The sequence below is a fragment of the Salinisphaera sp. T31B1 genome (assembly GCF_040361275.1).
Classification (GTDB): domain Bacteria; phylum Pseudomonadota; class Gammaproteobacteria; order Nevskiales; family Salinisphaeraceae; genus Salinisphaera.
Genome location: NZ_APNH01000002.1, coordinates 85,661 through 105,899 on the forward strand (window position 1 = coordinate 85,661; position 20,239 = coordinate 105,899).

The window sequence follows — 20,239 nt, forward strand, 5'->3', positions numbered from 1 at the left end:
CGGATAGCAGCCTTGGCCCGGAAAACGCCTAAACCACGACGGCCCGCGCGGCGCCCGGCAAAAAAACGCGGCGGCAAACCGCGTCGGGGTTTCATCCGTCGACTGTTGCCCTATGTGTTCCTGCTGTTCTGTCTCGGTGCGGTCGTGGTGGCGGCCTATGCCGTCTATCTGGACGGCGAAGTGCGCACGCAATTCGAAGGTACGCGCTGGACACTGCCGGCCAAAGTCTATGCCGCGCCCCTGGAACTGTATGCCGGGCTGGACCTGAGCCGGGAGCAGATCGCCGACCGTCTGAAGCGCCAGGGCTATCGCTCGGCCTCGACCACCGACAAGGCAGGCACCTACGAGGTGGTCGGCGGCTATCTGGATATCCATACGCGACCGTTTTCGTTCTGGGACGGCGACCAGGCGGACCGCGAAATCCGGCTCGGTTTCGACAACACCGGCGTGGCCTCTCTGCGTGCACTCGATGGCAATGGCGATCTGGCATTGATCCGTCTCGACCCGTTGATGATCGGCAGTATCTACCCGACCCAGGGTGAGGACAGGATTCTGGTCAAGCTCGGCGAAGTGCCACCCATGCTGCCCGCCGGGCTGATCACCGTCGAGGATCGGGATTTCCTGCATCACTGGGGGGTGTCGCCAAAATCCATCCTGCGAGCGGCCGTCGCCAATCTGCGTGCCGGTCACGTGGTGCAGGGCGGTTCGACCATCACCCAGCAGCTGGTCAAGAACTTCTATCTGAACAACCAGCAGACCCTTGTGCGCAAGGCCAAGGAAGCGCTCATGGCGATCCTGCTGGATGCGCACTACTCCAAACCGGAGATCCTCGAGGCCTATCTCAACGAGGTCTATCTCGGCCAGGACGGCGGACGTGCGATTCACGGCTTCGGTCTGGCCAGCTATTTCTATTTCCAGAAGCCGCTGGAAGAACTACAGCCCAACGAGATCGCGTTGCTGGTTGCCATGGTCAAAGGCCCGAGCTATTACGATCCGCGTCGCAATCCCGAGCGTGCCAAGACGCGGCGCAACCTCGTGCTGGACATGTTTCACGACGCCGGTTTTCTCGACGACGAAGGCTGGACGACCGCCAAGAAGGCGGACCTGGGCGTGACCGCGCGCTCGACCCGCAGCACCAGCCAGTATCCGGCGTTCATCGACCTGGTGCGGCGTCAACTCCATGGCCAGTATGCCGACGAGGATTTGACAGAGGACGGGCTGCGTATCTTCACCACGCTCGATCCGAGCGTGCAGGCCGATACCGAGGCACGCGTCAATCAAGGTCTGGCCGACCTGGAGCGATCGCGCGGCATCAAGGCAGACAGCCTGCAAAGTGCGGCGGTGGTGACCAGCGTCGAAGGCGGCCGCGTGCTTGCGTTGGTGGGCGGACGCGACGCCGGTTATGCCGGCTTCAACCGCGCCCTGGACGCGCGCCGGCCGATAGGTTCGCTGATCAAGCCCGTGGTCTATCTCACGGCACTGGCCGAGCCATCGAAATACAACGTCATCACGCCGTTGGACGACAGTCCGCTGGCGGTCAAACTTGCCAATGGCGACACCTGGCGGCCGCAGAATTATTCCAAGACCAGTCACGGGCGGGCGGTGCCGCTGCACTATGCGCTGACGCATAGCTACAATCTGGCCACAGCCCGGCTGGCGCTGGATGTCGGTATTCCCAACGTCATCGATACGTTGAAGAAGCTGGGCTATACGGGCGATCCGCTGTCCGTGCCCTCGCTGTCGCTCGGGGCGGTCGACATGGCGCCGATGCAGGTCGCCCAGATCTACAACACCCTCGCCGGCGGCGGCTACTACACCCCGTTGCTGGCGATCCGTGACGTGACCACGCGTGACGGCGAGCCTCTCAACCGCTACCCGCTGCAGATCAAGCGCGTGCTCGACGAAGCGCCGGTCTACCTGACCGACTGGATCATGCAACGCGTCGCCCGGTTCGGTACCGGGGCTTCGATGTACAAGGTACTGCCCGATCGCCTGAATCTGGCGGGCAAGACCGGCACCACCGACGATCTACGCGACAGTTGGTTCGCCGGCTTCGGGGCCAATCGGCTGGCCGTGGTCTGGGTCGGACGCGACGACAACCAGCCTGCCCAGCTGACCGGCGCGACCGGGGCACTGCAGCTGTGGACGCGCATCATGAGCGATGTCGGCCCGAGAGGGATGATGAACGTGCCGCCGGAGGACGTGGTCGAGGTGCCGTTGCGGATGCGGTTCGACCCGCGTGGCGGCGCGTCGACCGGCGATGGGGACCTCTACCAGTACGCCCAAAGCTGCGGTGGTGCGACCGACGTGCCGTTCATCCGTGGTTATGTACCGGACGGGCTTTCTGGCTGCGATAGCGATATCATGAGTGAAAATGCCGCGCGCGATCGACAGCAACAGCAACAGCAGCGCGAGCAGGACGAAGGCAACTGGCTGCAACGAATCTTCAGATGAACATGAAAACCAGAATCATTGCACTCCTGGCGGTCGCCGTTCTGGCCGGCTGTGCCACGACCCAGCGCACGTCCACCTATCCCCCGACCGGGGACCAGGGCGTCGAACAGCCTACGCCCGAACCGCGCGGGCAGAGTTCGCAGTTGCCCGAGCGCAATACGCCGGAGGTCAGCCGCGGTGAAACGGCGCCGGCCGGGCCGATGCCGCCGCGTTCGGCCGACGAGGCCAGCAGCCCGGCGGTTCGCTCGCTGCTGGGCCGGGCCGATACGCTGGCGCGCAACGGCAATATGGACATGGCCGCCTCGACGCTCGAGCGCGCGCTCGATCTGGAACCTCGCAATCCGTTCATCTACCAGCGCCTGGCCGCCGTCAAACTGGCCCAGGGCCAGCCGGGCCAAGCCGAGGCGATGGCGCGCAAATCCAACAGCGTCGGCGGCAACAACCCGTTCGTACGGGCCGACAACTGGCAGCTGATCGCCGAAGCGCGACGCACGGCCGGCGATAGCCAGGGCGCTAGCGAAGCTGCGTCCCGGGCCGAGAACTATCATCGCACCAGCCTGCAGTTGAGCCGATGAGCGCCGCGGCGGGAGCCGCGCTCTTCGACGACGATGCGGCGCTTGCCGCCGCGCTGCCCGGCTACGCGGCGCGTCCCGGCCAGGCCGAGATGGCCCATGCCGTGGCTACGGCCATCGATGAAGGCGGCCGACTGGTGGTCGAAGCAGGTACGGGCACGGGCAAGACCCTGGCCTATCTGCTCCCGGCCATGGCGTCGCGGCGCAAGATCATCGTGTCCACGGCAACGCGTTACCTGCAGAGCCAGCTCGATGACAAGGATGTCCCTTTGGCCCAGACCGTACTCGGCCGACGCATGCACGTCACGGTGCTCAAGGGGCGTGCCAACTATCTCTGTCTGCATCGGTTGAACCTCACAGAGGCCAGCGGCGACCTGTATCTGGCCGCCAAGATTCGGCGGGTGCGAGACTGGGCCGCACGTACCCGGACCGGTGATCTCGGCGAGTTCGGTGATCTGGGTGACGGCGATTCGCTGTGGCCGCGGATCACATCGACCACCGACAACTGTCTCGGCCAGGATTGTCCGTTGTTCGATCAGTGCTGGGTTGTCAACGCGCGCCGCGAGGCACAGGCCGCGGACGTGGTGATCGTCAACCATTATCTGCTGTTTGCCGATCTCACCCTGCGCGAGAGCGGTTTCGGCGAGGTGTTGCCGGGTGCCGATGCGATCGTGCTCGACGAGGCGCATCGCCTGCCCGATATAGCCGGGCGCTTCTTCGGCGAGGCGCTGTCGGCCCGTCAGCTCAAGGATCTGGTACGCGACGGGTTGAGCGAGCTCGATAGCCTCGGCGGTGATATGCCGGTGCTCAAGGCTCGCCTGCAGGATGTCGGTGAGGCCGAGCGCGACTTTGCAGATGCGCTCGGGCCCAACGCAGGCAGCCGCAGCTGGCAGGAGATCGCCACGCCAGCGCTCGACGCGGCCCAGCAGGCGCTGGCCGACGCACTGGATACGCTCAAGACCGGTCTGGAACCGGTAGCGTCACGCAGCGATCGGCTCAAGGCGCTGGCCCGCCGCTGTGACGAGCTTGTCGGCTGTCTGGCAACCGTTGCACGCGATGACGCCGAGCGAATCAACTGGCTTGAAAAGCGCGGCAATACCTGGATCTGGCACAGCACGCCGCTGGATGTCGCCAGCCCGTTCTCGCGAGCGATCGACGGCTATCCCGGCGCCTGGATCTTCACCTCCGCGACGCTGGCGGTGAACAACCGGCTGCGCTATTTCTGCGAGCGGCTCGGGCTGGTCGACGTGGTCGAAAAGGTGTTGCCGAGCCCTTTCGACTACGAGCACAACGCGCTGATGTATGCGCCCACGGCCATGCCCATGCCGGCCAGCACCGAGTTCGACGATGCCGTCGTCGCGCAGACCCTGGCTCTGGTCACCGCGGCCGGTGGCGGTGCATTCGTGCTGTGCACCAGTTATCGCGCGGTCGCCTACTACGGCCAGGCGCTCGATGCGGCCGGGCTGGATGTGCTCACCCAGGGCAGCGCGCCCCGTGCCACGCTGCTGGCCGATTTCCGGGCCGACGACCATGCGGTACTGGTGGCCACCAGCAGTTTCTGGGAGGGGGTGGATGTCCGCGGTCAGGCGCTGAGACTCGTCATTATCGATCGCCTGCCGTTTGCCTCTCCAGCCGACCCGGTGCTGGCGGCACGCTTCACCGCGATGAAAGAAGCCGGCCAGAATCCGTTCATGGACTACCAGCTGCCCCAGGCGGTGATCACGCTCAAGCAGGGCGTGGGCCGCCTGATTCGGGATGCGGCCGATCGTGGCCTGCTGGCGATCTGTGATCCACGCTTGTTTACCGCACGCTATGGCGGGGCCATCCGTGCCAGTCTGCCGCCGATGCCGATCACGCGCGACCAGGCAGTGGCCTGCGAGTTTCTGGGCGCGCTGCAGCCGGCATGAGCCGCCCGTGAGAATACTGGCACTGGACGCCTCGACCGAAGCGTTGTCGGTTGCGCTGCTCGACGCCGAGCGCGATGTCGCGCGCGAACATTTCGAGATTGCACCACGCGCGCACGCCAGCCGGCTGTTGCCCGAAGCGCAGCGATTGCTGGCCGAGGCCGGCTGGACGCTGGGAATGCTCGACGGCCTGGCGTTCGGTCGCGGCCCGGGCGCGTTCACCGGGCTTCGAATCGCGGCCGGGCTGATCCAGGGCCTGGCCAGCGGACTCGAGCGGCCGGTGGCGCCGGTCTCCACCCTGGCGGCGCTGGCGGCACGCTGCCTGGGCCAAGCACGGGTCGAGCGGGTCCGGGTGGTACAGGATGCCCGTATGGGCGAAGTGTATACGGCCGATTTCGCGCGCGGCACACCGCCCGTATTGCTCGGCGCCGAACGCGTCGTCGCCCCGGCGGCTATCGATCTCATCGACGATGATAACGGCTGGGCGGCCGCCGGTAACGGTTGGGCTCTGGTGGCCGACGCGGGTGACGGACGAAGCGTGTCGGTGGCCGAGCCCTGGCCACACGCACTGGATATCGCCCGCCTGGGCGCCGAGTTGCTGGGCGCCGGCCAGGGCGTGTCGGCCGTACAGGCATTGCCCGTCTACGTTCGCGACGATGTCGCCCGCAAACCGACACCACGTTCAGACTTTGCCCAACCCGAGGACAGATGATGCTCTATCGACTCGACGACACGCAGCCGATCACGCCGGACAACGGGGCCTGTTTCGTGGCCGACAATGCCACGGTGATCGGTCGGGTGACGCTGGCCGAAGATGCCAGCATCTGGTTCAACGCCGTGTTGCGAGGAGACAACGACGATATCGTCATCGGTCGCGGCAGCAATATCCAGGATGGCAGCGTCCTGCACACCGATCCCGGTTTTCGCCTGACGGTGGGCGAGGGCGTGACGGTGGGTCACCAGGCCATGCTTCACGGCTGTACGATCGGCGACAATACGCTGATCGGGATCAAGGCCGTAATCCTTAACGGCGCGACGATCGGCCGCAACTGCCTCATCGGCGCCGGCGCGCTGATTCCCCAAGGCAAGACCATTCCGGACAACAGCATGGTGATCGGCGCCCCGGGTCGGGTCAAACGGACGCTGGAGGACGACGAGATCGAAGGCCTTCGGCGCTCGGCGCAGCGCTACGTGGCCAATTACAAGCGGTTCTCAGGCGGGCTCAAAGCGCTGTAACCGGCGCTGCCGGGCTCAGCCGCCTGTGAGATAAATATCGAACCGCACCGCTTTGGCCCGCACCTGTCGGTCGGGTAAGGCGAGCGGCTGGGCACGCGCATGCTGTTTGACCACGACTTGGCGGCCCGCGCGTGAACACGCGGCGGCCAGCAGGCGATCGGCATCGATATCGATACCCACGAGCGCGTTCAGCCACGCCAGCGCTTTCTGCGGAGCGGCCTTGCGACGGGGTGCGGCAAACATCGGGTCGATATAGATCACGTCGAAGGCCGGGGCGGCAGGCCGGGCCTCGAGCCACCGGATGGCATCGGCATGAACCAGTGTCTGCCAGTTGGCTAGCCATTGCGGACCGCCCGGCTCGGCCCGTGCCCGCGTCAACGCATCGTCGAGCAGGGCATGCAGCACCGGGTGGCGTTCGAGCGCGGTCACGCGCGCGCCCAGGGCGGCTAGCGTGGCGCTGTCGCGGCCCAGCCCGCAGGTGGTATCCAGCAGCCGGGGCTCGCGGTGACGACGCAGGCCGATGGCCTGGGCCAGCGGCGAGCGTCGGCCCGAGGCGATCCGGCGCGCGATCTCGGCGTCACCGAGGTCCAGCCGCAGTCCACGGCCGTGGTCGCGGGCCGCCGCGTTGCGAAGCGTCAGCCCATGTGTGTCGTCGACCAGATAAAACCCGGTATCCGGCGCGAGGCGCCGACAGGGCCAGCCCAGCGCGGTCCAGTAGGCCCGGCGGTCGTCGGCACAGATCACCGGGCATTCCCCGGGCCCTGTCATGCCAGCCGGCGGCGATCGAATATCTGTTGGAGTTTCTGTGCGAGCATCATGTTGCCTTCGACACGCAGTTTGCCGGTCAGGAATGCGGTGATGCCGCGCATGCGCCCGGTCATCAGGCGGACCAGGTGCTCGCCCTTTATACGCAGCGTGACGTCCGGGTCGGTGGCAATGCCGGTATGAACACGACAGCTGCCACGGTCGACCACGACATACATGGGCTCTTCGATGAGGTACTGAACGGTCATGGACAGATCGCCCGCAGCGTCGGGGTCGAATGCTTCGGGCATGCGCTGGATCAGTTCGGTCGCACGGCTCATGGACTATCGGGATGGCTCGTTCGGATGGCGCGCATGATGCGACACGGCGCGCGTCATGGCCAGTAGGAGAGCCGGGGGCTACGGGTTAGCTACCACCCGATGTGGCCGCTATAGTGTGGACATTCCCGATAGCGAATAGACACCGGATCATGGCTGACAGCACTCACCGACAGATAAAGGACAGCGCACTGGATGCGCTGCGCGCCCGTACCACCGTCGTGGCCGACAGCGGAGAGTTCGAGACGATCCGGGCCTATCGTCCGACCGATGCCACGACCAACCCGAGTCTGGTGCTCGCCGCTGCGCGCCAGGACAGCTATCGCATGCTGGTCGATGAAGCGCTGGCCGGCACGCCGGGGCACAATCTCACGCCCGCCGAACGGTTGATGACGCTGTTCGGGCGGGAACTCACGGGCGTGGTGCCCCGCTACGTATCTACGGAGGTGGATGCGCGACTGTCCTTCGATACGAGCGCGACGATCGCCAAAGCTCGCGCCCTGCTGGCCGATTACGACGCACTCGGTGTGGCGCGCGATCGGATTCTGATCAAGATCGCGAGCACCTGGGAGGGTATTCGCGCCGCCAGCGTGCTGGAAGCCGAAGGCGTGGCCTGCAACATGACGCTGATTTTCTCTCTGGCACAGGCACAGGCGTGTTTCGACGTGGGCGCTACGTTGATCTCGCCGTTCGTCGGGCGGATCACCGACTGGTACAAGGCTGCGGACGGCGTCGATCATTATCCGGCGTCAGAGGATCCGGGCGTCAAGAGCGTGGCGCGTATCAATGCCTACGCCAAGACCCACGGCTACCCGACTCAGGTCATGGCGGCGAGCTTCCGCAACTGCGATCAGATTCTCGCGCTGGCCGGTGCGGATCTGATGACGATCTCACCGGCATTGCTCGCAGAACTCGACTCGATGCCGGCGGCCGACATGCCGGGACTGGACGTATCGGCCAGCCGGGATCCGCGTGTCGCACTGGATCGGGCGGGATTTGCATGGGCGATGAACGACGATGCCATGGCCACGGAAAAGCTAGCCGAGGGCATTCGCAAGTTCGCGGCCGATCAGCGCACCCTCGAAGGCGAGCTCGGCGTCTAGGCGCTGACGCGCGCTTCAGCCGTCCAGATAATCGAGGATGGCGCTGTAACCGCCTTCGGTCAGGAGGATCGCGTTGACCGTGGTCTCGTAGATCCGCCCGGCCTTGCGGAGGGATTCGATCTCGCGGGCGTCCTGACTTGCGCTCAGGTAATAGTAGTCGCGGCCTTCGTCGAAGCTGTCCTTGAGCTGTTTGAACGCCAGAAAGGCTGTTCCCTTGCTGTCGCCACGGGCCTGATCGATCTCCCGAAGGCTCCAGGTCTTTTCGCTCTTGGCCATGCGCTTCTCGCGGTGGAAATTGGCGCCAAGCTAGCAGGCGCTTCATACGCGGTCAACGCGCTGTGACGGGCGGCAGCGGGCTCTCGCGCACGTGGGCTTGCGTAATTCGTGTGTCGACCCAAGACTGGAGGTCAGTCCATCGTCGAGTCACCGTATGAAAGTCAATGAACTGGTTGCTCAGTGGCAGGCTAATGCCGGCGAGCAGCGTACCGATGCCACCTATGAAATCCGTCTTCCCCTGTTCGATGCCGCCAAGGTCGCCGCGCTGTGCGACCTGTTTCCGGGCCTGACACAGGAACGCATTCTCACCGATCTGCTGGCCGCGGCCCTGGACGAGCTGGCGAGCTCGTTCAGCTACGAACCGGGCGATCAGGTCGCCGCCTACGACGAGCAGGGCGATCCCATGTATGCCGACGCCGGCCTGACGCCGCGGTTCCAGGCGCTGGCCAAGGCCTATGCCGAAGAGTTGCAGGCGCGCGGCAACGGGACACCCCGCGGTTGACCCAGCCTCACGAACGCGGATCGGCTGCCGAGTGGCGGCATCGTCTGACCGCCGCGCTGGCCGAACCGCTGGACGAGCGTGAAGCCGCGCCCGGCGAGACGCGCGGGGTATCGATCGACGAGGCCACCGCCCGGCGAGCGGGTGTCCTCATCCCCGTGGTCGGGGCGGCGCGGCCGTATATCTATTTCACCCAGCGCAGCCATGCGTTGCGCCATCACCCCGGCCAGATCAGCTTCCCGGGCGGCAGTATGGAAGCCTACGATCGCAACGCGGAGGCTGCGGCGCTCCGAGAGGCGCACGAAGAGATCGGGCTGGACCCCAGCCATGTCGAAATACTGGGCGAGTTGCCCGAGTATCGGACGATCACCGGTTTCGTGATCAGCCCATTCGTCGGCTGGGTGGCGCCCGCGGCGCGGGTGGCTCCCGATCGTGTCGAAGTGACCCGGATCTTCGGCGTGCCACTGGCGCATGCGCTGGATCATCGACACTTCCGGCGTCAAACGCGCGAGCGCGACGGTCAGGTTCACCAGATCTACTCGATCGACTACGACGACGACCATATCTGGGGCGCGACGGCGGGCATCCTCTACGGACTGCTGCAACGGCTCAGCCATGTCGAGGCCCGAGAGGTGGAGCGGCCGCGGGCACGCCAGCCGGGCCGCTGAAGCGCCCGCCGTGGGTTCAGCGCTCGTCGGAGGGCGTGCCGGCCCGGGGGGCGGCCGGTGCGCCAGCGCTCTTGAGCTTGTCGCGCATGTCCATGAGGGGTTCGATCAGGTCCATCGGCAGCGGGAATACGATCGTCGAACTCTTGTCGCCTGCGATATCGACCAGCGTCTGCAGATAGCGTAGCTGCAGCGCCTGCGGCTCGCGGGCGAGCTGTTCGGCCGCCCCGCGCAGGTTCTCGGCGGCCTGCATCTCGCCTTCGGCGTTGATCACCTTGGCTCGGCGTGCCCGTTCGGCCTCGGCCTGACGCGCGATCGCCCGCGTCATGCTTTCGTCCAGATCGACCTGCTTGATCTCAACGTTGGCAACCTTCAGCCCCCAGGCGTCGGTGTGCCGATCGAGAATCTGCTGAATATCGGCGTTGAGTTTCTCACGCTCGGCGAGCATGTCGTCGAGCTCGTGTTTGCCGAGTGTGCTGCGCAGCGTGGTCTGGGCGAGCTGACTGACCGCGTCATAGAAGTGCTCGACCTCGATGATGGCCTTGTCGGCATCGATGACGCGAAAATAGACCACCGCGTTCACACGAACCGAGACGTTGTCGCGCGAGATGACATCCTGGGGTGGCACGTCCAGCACCACGGTACGCATGTCCACCTTGATCATCTTCTGGATGAACGGGATGACGAGAAACAAGCCGGGGCCCTTGACCCCGGTCATGCGACCGAGCGTGAACATCACCCCACGTTCGTACTCCGGCAGTATCTTGATCGAGCTGAACACGAACACCGCAAGCAGCACGATCAATGCGAAACCGAAATTGAGGATCATGAGAATCTCCTGACATAGGGAACGTGGGGGCGCGGTGAGCCGTTAATGTCGATACGCCGTGCCGGGCTGCCGGTCGGCCGGGCGCACGGTGACCTGCAGCCCGTCGACCGCGACGACGATGAGCTTGTCCTCGCGACGGACCGGACGGTCGCAGTCAGCCAGCCAGGATTCGCCCTGAAGCAAGACCCGGCCTTCGCCGTCGAAATCCTCGAGGGCGACGCATCGTTGGCCGACTAGGCCTTCGCGGCCGGTCCATACGCGCTGCCGACGCGAGCGCAGGAACATATACAGGATACCCACCAGCAACAGGGCCGCAGCCACGGCAATGCCGCCGATCAGCCCGAGCGGAATATCGAAACCGGGAATACTGCTGTCCATGAGCATGACCGAACCGAAGACGAAGGCGGCCACTCCGCCCAGTCCGAGGATACCGAAGCTCGGCGCAAACAGCTCGGCGATCATCAGTGCGATGCCTAGTATGAGCAGCCCCAGGCCGGCCATGTTGACCGGCAGCAGCTGAAATGCGAACAGTGCGGTCAGCAGACTGATTCCGCCGATCACGCCCGGCACGGTCGCGCCCGGGTTGAGTCCTTCGAGGATGAGTCCGTAGATCCCGACCATGAACAATAGATAGGCGACGGTCGGGTGGGTGATCACCTGCAGCAGTCGCGTACGCCAATCGGGGAGGCGGGGCGTGATCCGGGCCGCGCCGAGATCCAGCGTATGGACACCGCTGACGGTTTCGATCCGCTGGCCGTTCAGTCGCTGCAACAGGGCGGCGGGATCGGCCACGATGGCATCGATGACGCCCGCCTCCAGCGCTTGGCGCGCGCCTAGGCTGACCCCTTCACGCACGGCCCGTTCTGCCCAGTCGACGTTGCGCCCCCGCTGCTCGGCCAGCCCGCGGATATAGGCCACCGAATCGTTGATCACCTTGCGACGCATCGATGTGGCGTTGTCGGGCGCATCGTCAGCCGATTCGGAGGACGTTTTTCCCGCCGGGCGGTCGCCGGCCAAGCTCACCGGCGTCGCCGCGCCGAGGTTCGTCGTCGGCGCCATGGCTGCGAAATGGGTCGCATACAGGATATAGGTTCCGGCGCTGGCCGCGCGAGCGCCGGCCGGCCCGACGAAACCGGCGACCGGCACCGGTGACGCAAGCACGGCCTGGACGATATCGCGCATGGCACCGTCCAGGCCGCCGGGCGTGTCCAATCGCAGAATCACGAGCGGCGCGTTATCCGAGGCGGCCTGATCGAGTGCCCTCACCACGTAATCGCTCGTTGCCGGGCCGATGGGGCCGGTGATCTCGATCTGCGGCACGGTCGTCGGCGTCCGGGCCAAGCCCGTGCCGACGATCAGTAGCGCGATGGCCAGCCAGAACCGACCGAGCCGGGCCCGTATCGTCGGACAGACGTTCATGGCCACGCGTCAGTCTAGATGATCGTAGAGCGCGACCAGTTGCTGGGTGACCTTATGGTTGGGCGCGTAGTGAATCAGCGGGATCGAGGCATCATGCGATTCGCGCACCTTCACCGAGGCGGTGATCTGGGTTTCGATCATCGGATGGCCTTCCTCTCGCAGCTCGGCGATCATGCGCGCCGGCAGCCGGGCGCGCGGCTGGAACTGGTTGACCACGATGCCGTCGATGACCAGTTCCGGATTATGGTCGTCCTGGATTTCGTGGATATTGTCGAACAGTGAATACAGCGCCTGACGGGCGAAATCGTCGCAGTCGAACGGCACCAGACAGCGATCGGCCGCGATCAGCGCGGATTGCGAGTAGAAATTCAGCGCGGGCGGCGTATCGATGAACACCGCATCGTAGCCATCCAGCCGCTCGAGCTCCTGTTTGAGCTTGTAGATCTTATGCTTGGCTTCAAGCTTGACCCGCAGCGACTCCAGGTCGGGGTGGGCAGCCATGACCGACAGATTGTCGAACGGCGTGGGCGTGAGGAAGTCGGCGAAGCGGCCGGCACGACGTCCCCGTGTCAACGTGGCCTCGAAGAAATCCGCGCTGCCGGCCTCGGCCTGCCGATCGCCCGATGACAACAGGTACTGGCTTGCGTTGCACTGGGCATCGAGGTCGATGACGAGCGTGCGCCGGCCGCGTGCGGCGCTGATGGCAGCGAGATTGCATAGCAGCGTGGTCTTGCCCACCCCGCCTTTCTGATTGAATACCACCCGACGCATCATGCTTGGCTACTCCGCGGTTGCGAGGATCGGTTTCCGAAGGACCGGTCGATGGGCGCCGGCCGCGCGGGCCGACACTCTGCTCGTTCATTGGACCACAAACCGACCGGGTTTCGCCTGGAAGCCGGCCCGATGACCACACTTCTACGTGTGACAACTCGATAGCCATGGCGACCGGTCGGGCACCGGAAGAAACGCGATCTTTTCGAAATGACTCAGCCTAACCGCGGCACTTTGGCTCGTCGAGCGCGAATCAGCGGCCGGTCAGGCTCGGGCCTTGATGCGCCGGCTGATCTGCGGCAGCGCGTGGCTGGCCGACTCGGCCAGATGAACAGCCACCGATCCGGAGATCGGCGTCGTCTCGATATTGATTTCGATCACCGAAGCGGGCCCGCGCAGCGCGTGTTCGACCAGGGCCGCGGCTGGATAGACGCGGTTGGACGTACCGATGACCAGAACACAGTCGGCCTCACGGATATATGCCTCGGCAGTGGTCAGGGCGTCGACGGGCAGCGTCTCGCCGAACCAGACGACGGCCGGGCGAGTCAGTGCGTTGCACTGCGCGCAGCTTGGCAGTGCAAGGTCATCGCCCGGATGATCGATGATCGCAGTCGACGATTCGTGTCCGCAGGCGGTACAGCGTTCCCGCCAGATGTTGCCGTGCAGCTCGGCGACGTCCGGACTCCCCGCGGCGGTATGCAAACCGTCGACGTTCTGTGTGACGACCTCGAGCGGGACCTGCGTGCCCAGCTCGGCCAGTGCCCGATGGCCGGCGTTGACTCCGCCCCGCGCGATCAGGCTCCGTCGCCAGCGATACCAGGCCCAGACGCGTTCCGGAGCGGCCGCGAACGCCTCGGGCGTGGCCAGAGCCTCGGGTGAGAACCGGGCCCACAACCCGGTCTGAGCCTCGCGGAACGTCGGGATGCCGGATTCGGCGGATATGCCGGCACCGGTCAGCGCCACGACGCGCCGGGCGTCTGCAATCAGGCGGGCGGCGGCTTTGAGAGCATCGGACATGGGTGTGGCTGCATTCGGACAGAGCGATCGGGCAACGTAGCGGCCCGAGCGATCGCGTTGGCCGGTCGATCAGCGCGAGCGGGGGCCCTTGAGCGCACGTCGGCGCGGTTTCCACTGCACGTGATACAGATCGTGGCGCCGGTCGAGCATGTTCTGTACCGAGCCGGTGGTGCGTGCCTCGTGAAGCAGATCGGTTCGCACATCGGCGATGGCGACCATTTCCACGTTCGGCGTGGTGTCGGCCGCGATCCCGTCGCGCGCGAAGGCGAAGTCGCAGGGGGTGATGATCGCGCTCTGGCCATAGTGCAGGTCCATGGCATGGATACGCGGCAGGTTGCCCACATTGCCCGACGTGGCTACGTAGATCTGGTTCTCGACCGCTCGGGCATGGGCGGAATAGCGCACGCGCAGATGGCCGTTTCGATCCTCGGTGGAGAACGGCACGAACAGGATATTGATGCCCTGATCGGCCAGATGTCGCGACAGTTCGGGGAACTCGCTGTCGTAGCACACCAGCACACCGATCGGCCCGCAGTCGGTTTCGATGGCGTTGAGCGAATCGCCGCCGACGATGTTCCAGTAGTGGCGCTCGCCGGGGGTTGGGTGGATCTTGGGTTGCAGGTATTCCGAACCGTCGCGCAGATAGATATAGGCGATGTTCTGCAGTTCTTTGCCGACCCAGGTCGGATGTGAACCGGCGATGATGTTGATATTGAAACGCACCGCCAGATCGGCCATCAATTCGCGGAACTCGTCGCAGAAGTCGGCCAGCCGCTGGATCGCGGCGCGATGGCGGAGTTCTTCGTTCTTGATCGACAGCAACTGAACCGTGAACAGCTCGGGGAAGACCACGAAATCGGCCTTGGCGTCGGCGCATTCCTGGACGAAGTAGGTCACGATCTGGGCAAACTCGTCGAACGAGTCGATTGCGCGCTGCCCGTACTGGACCGTGGCGATGCGGACACGGTTCTGGCGCTGCAGGTGCACGTGTGAATCGCCCGCGACTTCCTCGTGCTGGGCGTATTCCGGGTTGCGCCACAACAGATGGGCAGCATAGCCCATCGACGCTTCGTCGGCCGGCAGATAGTTTTCCTGCACGCCCAGCAGCTCGTAGCCCTGGTTCAGCTGAAACGACAGAACCGAATCACGAATCGTCTTGTCGCGGACCGCCTCGACATAAGCCTGGGCGCTGCCGAAGCGTTTGAACCGGCGTTTGAGCCCCGGCAGGCGGCCGGCGAAGACGATGCCCTTCAGGCCGAGCTTGATACAAAGTGCTTCACGTTCGCGATACAGACGCTGGCCGATACGCAGCCCGCGCGCGGCCGGGTCCACGCAGATTTCATAGCCGTAGAGATAGTCACCGTCGGTGTCGTGGGTCGAGCCGTACCCGTTGCCGGTGATCTTGGCCCAGGTATGCGGAGCCATGACCTGCGCTTCGGGCAGACACAGGGTCGCGCAGTAGCCGACCACGGTGTCCTCGTAAACCGCAACGAGCTGACCCGCCGGGAAATTGTTGATCTGGCCGCGTAGCTCGTCGAACGAATAATCGTCGAGATTGGGGTAGGTGTTGCGTACCACCTGGTTGATCGCCGGAATATCGGCAAGCGTGGCGGTACGGACGATCAGACGCGAACGACTCTGGCTGGGCATGGCGATTCCCGCGGGTTGAAAAAAGACCGGCCCGGCGGGGCCGTGACCGGTCGATGGTGGTCAGCCGCCGTCTTTCAAGGCGACGGCCGGCGCTGGCCGACGGCCGGAGCCGCTCAGCCGTTGGCGCGGCCGGCCTTCTTGCGCTCGTGTTCCTTGAGCCAGCGCTTGCGTACACGCACGGTCGCCGGCGTGATCTCGACGAGCTCGTCGTCGTTGATGAACTCCAGCGCCTGTTCCAGCGTCATCCGCAGCGCCGGCGTCAGGACAATGTTCTCGTCCGAGCCCGAGGCACGCACGTTCGTCAGCTGCTTGGCCTTGAGCACATTGACGGTCAGATCGTTGTCGCGGGAGTGAATGCCCACGACCATGCCTTCGTACACCTCGTCGTTGGGCGCGACCATCATGCGTCCGCGCTCCTGGAGGTTGAACAGGCCGAAGCCGACGGCCTTGCCCGTGGCGTTGGAGATCAGCACACCCGAATGACGCTGGCCGATGCCGGTGTTGCCGACCGGGCCATAGTGATCGAACACATGGGTGACGATGCCGGTACCCGAAGTGATGCTCATGAACTCGGTCTGAAAACCGATCAGGCCGCGCGAGGGGATCATGAACTCCAGCCGCGTGCGCCCATTGCCATCCGGCTGCATGTTCTGCAGCTGACCGCGGCGCTGGTTGAGGTTATCGATCACCGGACCCTGATGGTTGTCCTCGATATCGCAGATCAACAGCTCGTAGGGCTCGTGGATCTCGCCATCGACTTCGCGGGTGACCACTTCCGGGCGCGACACGGCCAGCTCGTAGCCTTCGCGGCGCATGGTCTCGAGCAGGACCGACAGGTGCAGCAGACCGCGGCCGGAGACCTTGAATCGATCGGGGTCACTGGTGAACTCGACGCGCATGGCCACATTCGACTTGAGCTCGCGCAACAGACGTTCGCGAATCTGGCGCGAGGTCAGGTAATCACCGTCCTTGCCGGCCATCGGTGACTTGTTGACCTCGAACGTCATGCTCATGGTGGGCTCGTCGACGGTCAGTGCCGGCAGGGCCTCGGGGGCGTCGGGATGACACAGCGTATCGGAGATGTCCAGCCCGTCCATGCCGGTCAAGGCCACGATATCGCCGGCCTGGGCGGCATCGACCTCGACCCGGTTCAGGCCCAGAAAACCGAAGACGCCGGCGATCTTGGCGTTACGCTTGTTGCCTTCGCGGTCGACGATGGTGATCTGGGTGGCCGGCTTGATACGGCCGCGGGCGATACGGCCGATGCCGATCTGGCCGACGAAGGTGTTGTAGTCGAGCGTGGTGATCTGCATCTGGAACGGTCCGTCCAGATTCACGGGCGGCGCGGGCACGCGTTCGACGATGGTCCGGAACAGCGGCTTCATGTCGCCGTCGCGCACATCGTCCTCGAGCCCGGCATAGCCGCCCAGCGCCGAGGTGTAGACGGTCGGGAAATCCAGCTGTTCGTCGGTCGCGCCGAGCGAGTCGAACAGATCGAAGGTCTGGGTCAGCACCCAGTCCGGGCGCGCGCCATCACGGTCGATCTTGTTGATCACCACGATCGGCTTGAGGCCCAGCTCGAATGCCTTTTCGGTCACGAAACGGGTCTGAGGCATGGGGCCGTCGACGGCATCGACGAGCAACAGCACCGAATCGACCATCGACAGCACGCGCTCGACCTCGCCGCCGAAGTCGGCATGGCCGGGCGTATCCACGATATTGATGCGATAGGCCTCGTCGGCGTCCGGATCGCGCCATTCGATTGCGGTGTTCTTGGACGTGATCGTGATCCCGCGCTCTTTTTCCAGATCGTTCGAATCCATGATCCGGTCGGCGACTTCCTCGCGCGCTTCGAAGGTGCCGGACTGTCGGAGCAGGCAGTCGACAAGCGTGGTCTTGCCGTGGTCGACGTGGGCGATAATCGCGATATTGCGAAGATTTTCGATCATTGAGAACCTCTGGCGACCCGCCGAGAAATGAAGGCGGCGAATCGAAATGCGCGCCGGACGGGCGCAAAACCCGCGTATTATCGGGTATTGCGCGCGCCTCGGCTAGCCGGGCAGGCGAAATGCCCGGCGCGTGCCGCCTGGAGGGCCCGTAAGGCCACCCGGGTGCGCCCGGCGCATGCCATACTCGCGCCGATGAGCGTGCGCAGACCGTCTCCGGACAACCCGCTATCGTCTGGTGCCGGACTGGCACGCGGCACGTCCGCTTTTCGTCGGGCGAACATCGCGCTGTTCGCTGCCGGGTTCGCGACTTTTTCATCGCTGTATACCGTCCAGCCACTGATGCCGCTGTTCTCGCACACCTTCAATATCAGTGCGACGGCGAGCAGCCTGTCGCTATCGGTGACCACCGCCATTCTCGCCGTTACGCTGTTCATGGCCGGCCTGATGTCGGAGGCGATCGACCGGCGCCGGATGATGAGCGCATCGTTGCTGGCCTCGGCCGCGCTGTCGGTGATCGCTGCCTTCGCGCCTGGCTGGTATGGCCTGCTCACCGCACGAGCACTCGAAGGGATCGCACTCGGCGGTGTGCCGGCCCTGGCGATGGCCTATCTTTCGGAAGAGATCCGCGCCGGGGACCTCGGTTTTGCGATGGGATTGTATGTGGGCGGCAGTGCCTTCGGCGGCATGTCCGGCCGCGTGCTTGCAGGCGTAATTGCCGATATCGGCGGCTGGCGGGCCGCGATCGGTAGTGTGGGCACGCTCGGTTTCGTGAGTGCGGCGGTGTTCGTCTGGCTGCTGCCGCCGTCGCGTCATTTCGTGGCCCGCCGCGGGCTCGGCCTGCGCGATCATCTGGCCCCGATCGGCCGCCATCTGCGCCATCCGGCGCTACCCTGGCTGTTCGTCTGCGGTTTCGTGCTCATGGGCGGCTTCGTGAGCCTCTACAACTATATCGGTTATCGCCTGGCGGGGCCGCCATTCCGGATGAGCCAGAGCGCGATCGGGTCGATCTTCGTGGTTTACCTGCTGGGCATCGCCGCGTCGGCGATCTTCGGCCGGCTCGCCGATCGCTACGGGCGCGCACCGGCGCTCGTGAGTGCTTTCGCGCTGATGTGCGCCGGGCTTGCCTGCATGTGGCCGAACAGCCTGGTCATGATCGTGCTGGGGCTGGCCCTGGTCACCACCGGTTTCTTCGCCGGCCATTCGGTGGCCAGCGGCTGGGTCGGGCCGCTCGCCGAGACCGGCAAGGGCCAGGCAGCCGGCTTGTATCTGCTGGCCTATTATCTCGGTTCCAGCGTCGTCGGTTCACTGGGCGGCGTGTTCTGGCAGGCCGCCGGCTGGTCCGGCGTCGAGTTGATGGTGGCCGTGGTGCTGGCGATCGGGGTGGTGGCGGTCGTGCGTCTGGCGTATTGGCAGCGCCGTGTCGGTCGCGCGCTTCAGTGAGCGCTGAAGCCGCCGGTGAACGTCTGATAGAGCAGGAACATATTCAGTGAGATCACCACGCCCGCAATGGCCCAGGCAGCTACGGTGGTCGCACGCCGGTTGACCAGCGTACCCATGATCTCGCGGTTGGAACAGAACAGCAGCAGGGGGATCAGCGCGAACGGAATACCGAACGACAGCACCACCTGGCTCATCACCAGCGCGGTCGTGGCGTCCACGCCGGCGCCGATAATCAGCAGCGCCGGCGCCATCGTGATCATGCGACGGGCGAACAGCGGAATCTGGCGGCGGATGAAGCCCTGCATGACCACCTGACCGCTCATCGTACCGACCGACGAACTGGAGAAACCGCTGGCCAGCAGGCCGATGCCGAACAAGGTCGCCGCAACCGGGCCGGCCTGTTCGCCAAGCCGGGCGAATGCGGCCTCGATCGTGGCGACCGGTTCGCCCACGCCGAAGAACAAGCCCGCGGCCATCACGAGCATGGCGGCATTGATCAGGCCGGCCACGCCCATGGCGATGAGAATATCGAAGAATTCAAAGCGGAAGATCCGGTGGCGTTCGGCGGCCGTACGCCCGATCACTCGCCGCTGGGTCAGCGCGGAATGCAGGTAGATCACGTGGGGCATGACCGTTGCGCCGAGGATGCCGGCAGCAAGCATTACGCTCGAGCTGCCCTGGAAGCCCGGAACCAGGCCGCGAGCCAGCGCGCCCGGGTCCGGGCGGGCGACATAAACCTCATAGGCGAACGAGACGACCACGACGCCCACGAGCGTGGTGATCACCGCTTCCAGCGGCCGGAAACCGCGGCGCTGGAGCTCGAGCAGGCCGAACGAGAACACGCCGGTGATCAGTGCGGCCGGAAACAGCGCGATGCCGAACAGCAGATGCAGGCCCAGCGCGCCGCCGATGAACTCGGCCAGGTCGGTGGCGATGGCGATGATTTCGGCCTGAATCCACAGCGCGAACGTCACCGGACGGCTGAATCGTTCCCGACACACCTCCGGCACGTTCTTGCCGGTGGCGATGCCGAGCTTGGCCGACATCGACTGGATGAGAATCGCCATCAGATTGGCCGTGATGACCACCCACAGCAGCAGATAGCCGAAGCTCGACCCGGCCTGGATATTGGTCGCGAAGTTGCCGGGGTCGATATAGGCTACGGCCGCAATGAACGCCGGTCCGAGAAACGGCAGCAATCCCTTGAGACCACGCTGGCGGCCGCTCAGCGCGGCTTCGGCCGCGCGAATCGTGGCCTGCTCGCCCGGCAGCCGGTCCATGGAAGTATCCGCGCCGGTACTCATGGCCGACCCCTGCGCGATCCGACGCCAAACGAATAGAGCAGGTCGTGCATTAGTGGGCCATTACAATAA

General features: G+C 65.1%; 19 protein-coding genes. 9 read left to right on the forward strand and 10 right to left on the reverse strand.

The genetic code is table 11. The annotated features are described in order from the left end of the window. The first annotated feature begins 12 nt into the window (after positions 1 to 12). The 5 genes from mrcB to T31B1_RS07340 are packed head-to-tail and all read left to right on the forward strand — an operon-like array spanning position 13 to position 6,166. Positions 13 to 2,454, forward strand: a complete 2,442-nt coding sequence (mrcB, locus tag T31B1_RS07320) for a penicillin-binding protein 1B (RefSeq protein WP_353248840.1) — start codon at positions 13 to 15, stop codon at positions 2,452 to 2,454. Further along, positions 2,451 to 3,029 (forward strand): tetratricopeptide repeat protein, encoded by a 579-nt coding sequence (locus T31B1_RS07325; protein WP_353248841.1) that lies wholly within the window; start codon positions 2,451 to 2,453, stop codon positions 3,027 to 3,029. The genes mrcB and T31B1_RS07325 overlap by 4 nt, the downstream gene beginning before the upstream one ends. Next, on the forward strand, positions 3,026 to 4,933 hold the full coding sequence (gene yoaA / locus T31B1_RS07330; protein WP_353248842.1) for a DNA repair helicase YoaA: 1,908 nt from the start codon (positions 3,026 to 3,028) through the stop codon (positions 4,931 to 4,933). Before T31B1_RS07325 ends, yoaA begins: the two co-directional genes overlap by 4 nt. 7 nt (positions 4,934 to 4,940) lie before the next feature. Further along, positions 4,941 to 5,642: a tRNA (adenosine(37)-N6)-threonylcarbamoyltransferase complex dimerization subunit type 1 TsaB gene (gene tsaB / locus T31B1_RS07335; protein ID WP_353248843.1), complete on the forward strand. Its 702-nt coding sequence runs from the start codon at positions 4,941 to 4,943 to the stop codon at positions 5,640 to 5,642. Next, entirely contained in the window at positions 5,639 to 6,166 is a 528-nt protein-coding gene (locus T31B1_RS07340; RefSeq protein ID WP_353248844.1) for a gamma carbonic anhydrase family protein, read from the forward strand. The genes tsaB and T31B1_RS07340 overlap by 4 nt, the downstream gene beginning before the upstream one ends. 15 nt (positions 6,167 to 6,181) lie before the next feature. On the opposite strand, the gene T31B1_RS07345 is transcribed toward T31B1_RS07340, so the two are convergent. Together T31B1_RS07345 and T31B1_RS07350 are read right to left on the reverse strand one after the other, a co-directional pair. Further along, complete coding sequence (locus T31B1_RS07345) at positions 6,182 to 6,910, reverse strand: class I SAM-dependent methyltransferase (protein ID WP_353248845.1); 729 nt, start codon at positions 6,908 to 6,910, stop codon at positions 6,182 to 6,184. Positions 6,911 to 6,930: 20 nt separating this feature from the next. Next, positions 6,931 to 7,251: an SCP2 sterol-binding domain-containing protein gene (locus T31B1_RS07350; RefSeq protein WP_353248846.1), complete on the reverse strand. Its 321-nt coding sequence runs from the start codon at positions 7,249 to 7,251 to the stop codon at positions 6,931 to 6,933. Between the two features lie 149 nt (positions 7,252 to 7,400). On the opposite strand from T31B1_RS07350, the gene T31B1_RS07355 reads away from it, so the two are divergent. After that, complete coding sequence (locus T31B1_RS07355; RefSeq protein ID WP_353248847.1) at positions 7,401 to 8,351, forward strand: transaldolase; 951 nt, start codon at positions 7,401 to 7,403, stop codon at positions 8,349 to 8,351. Positions 8,352 to 8,366: 15 nt separating this feature from the next. Here T31B1_RS07355 and T31B1_RS07360 read toward each other — a convergent pair whose 3' ends face one another. Continuing rightward, a complete protein-coding gene (locus T31B1_RS07360; RefSeq protein WP_353248848.1) occupies positions 8,367 to 8,627 on the reverse strand; it encodes a hypothetical protein in 261 nt (86 codons plus the stop codon). Between the two features lie 154 nt (positions 8,628 to 8,781). Between T31B1_RS07360 and T31B1_RS07365 the strand changes: the two genes are divergently transcribed. Together T31B1_RS07365 and T31B1_RS07370 are read left to right on the forward strand one after the other, a co-directional pair. Then, entirely contained in the window at positions 8,782 to 9,129 is a 348-nt protein-coding gene (locus T31B1_RS07365; RefSeq protein WP_353248849.1) for a type 1 pili tip component, read from the forward strand. After that, positions 9,126 to 9,794 carry a CoA pyrophosphatase gene (locus T31B1_RS07370; RefSeq protein ID WP_353248850.1) on the forward strand — a complete coding sequence of 223 codons (669 nt, stop codon included), beginning with the start codon at positions 9,126 to 9,128 and terminating at the stop codon, positions 9,792 to 9,794. The genes T31B1_RS07365 and T31B1_RS07370 overlap by 4 nt, the downstream gene beginning before the upstream one ends. A 16-nt stretch (positions 9,795 to 9,810) precedes the next feature. On the opposite strand, the gene T31B1_RS07375 is transcribed toward T31B1_RS07370, so the two are convergent. From T31B1_RS07375 to typA, 6 genes are all read right to left on the reverse strand, one after another. Further along, positions 9,811 to 10,620, reverse strand: a complete 810-nt coding sequence (locus tag T31B1_RS07375) for a slipin family protein (RefSeq protein ID WP_353248851.1) — start codon at positions 10,618 to 10,620, stop codon at positions 9,811 to 9,813. A 42-nt stretch (positions 10,621 to 10,662) separates the two neighbouring features. Then, positions 10,663 to 12,039: an NfeD family protein gene (locus tag T31B1_RS07380; protein WP_353248852.1), complete on the reverse strand. Its 1,377-nt coding sequence runs from the start codon at positions 12,037 to 12,039 to the stop codon at positions 10,663 to 10,665. 9 nt (positions 12,040 to 12,048) lie between these two features. Then, a complete protein-coding gene (locus T31B1_RS07385; RefSeq protein ID WP_353249593.1) occupies positions 12,049 to 12,810 on the reverse strand; it encodes a ParA family protein in 762 nt (253 codons plus the stop codon). Between the two features lie 264 nt (positions 12,811 to 13,074). Beyond that, on the reverse strand, positions 13,075 to 13,827 hold the full coding sequence (locus T31B1_RS07390) for an SIR2 family NAD-dependent protein deacylase (protein WP_353248853.1): 753 nt from the start codon (positions 13,825 to 13,827) through the stop codon (positions 13,075 to 13,077). A 69-nt stretch (positions 13,828 to 13,896) separates the two neighbouring features. Continuing rightward, a complete protein-coding gene (locus T31B1_RS07395) occupies positions 13,897 to 15,477 on the reverse strand; it encodes a GNAT family N-acetyltransferase (RefSeq protein WP_353248854.1) in 1,581 nt (526 codons plus the stop codon). A gap of 113 nt (positions 15,478 to 15,590) precedes the next feature. Beyond that, positions 15,591 to 17,426, reverse strand: a complete 1,836-nt coding sequence (typA, locus tag T31B1_RS07400; RefSeq protein WP_353248855.1) for a translational GTPase TypA — start codon at positions 17,424 to 17,426, stop codon at positions 15,591 to 15,593. A gap of 192 nt (positions 17,427 to 17,618) precedes the next feature. On the opposite strand from typA, the gene T31B1_RS07405 reads away from it, so the two are divergent. Continuing rightward, positions 17,619 to 18,866 (forward strand): MFS transporter, encoded by a 1,248-nt coding sequence (locus tag T31B1_RS07405; RefSeq protein WP_502950936.1) that lies wholly within the window; start codon positions 17,619 to 17,621, stop codon positions 18,864 to 18,866. Here the strand turns inward: T31B1_RS07405 and T31B1_RS07410 are convergent. Continuing rightward, positions 18,860 to 20,170 (reverse strand): Nramp family divalent metal transporter, encoded by a 1,311-nt coding sequence (locus T31B1_RS07410; protein WP_353248857.1) that lies wholly within the window; start codon positions 20,168 to 20,170, stop codon positions 18,860 to 18,862. The genes T31B1_RS07405 and T31B1_RS07410 overlap by 7 nt on opposite strands. Between the last annotated feature and the right edge of the window lie 69 nt (positions 20,171 to 20,239).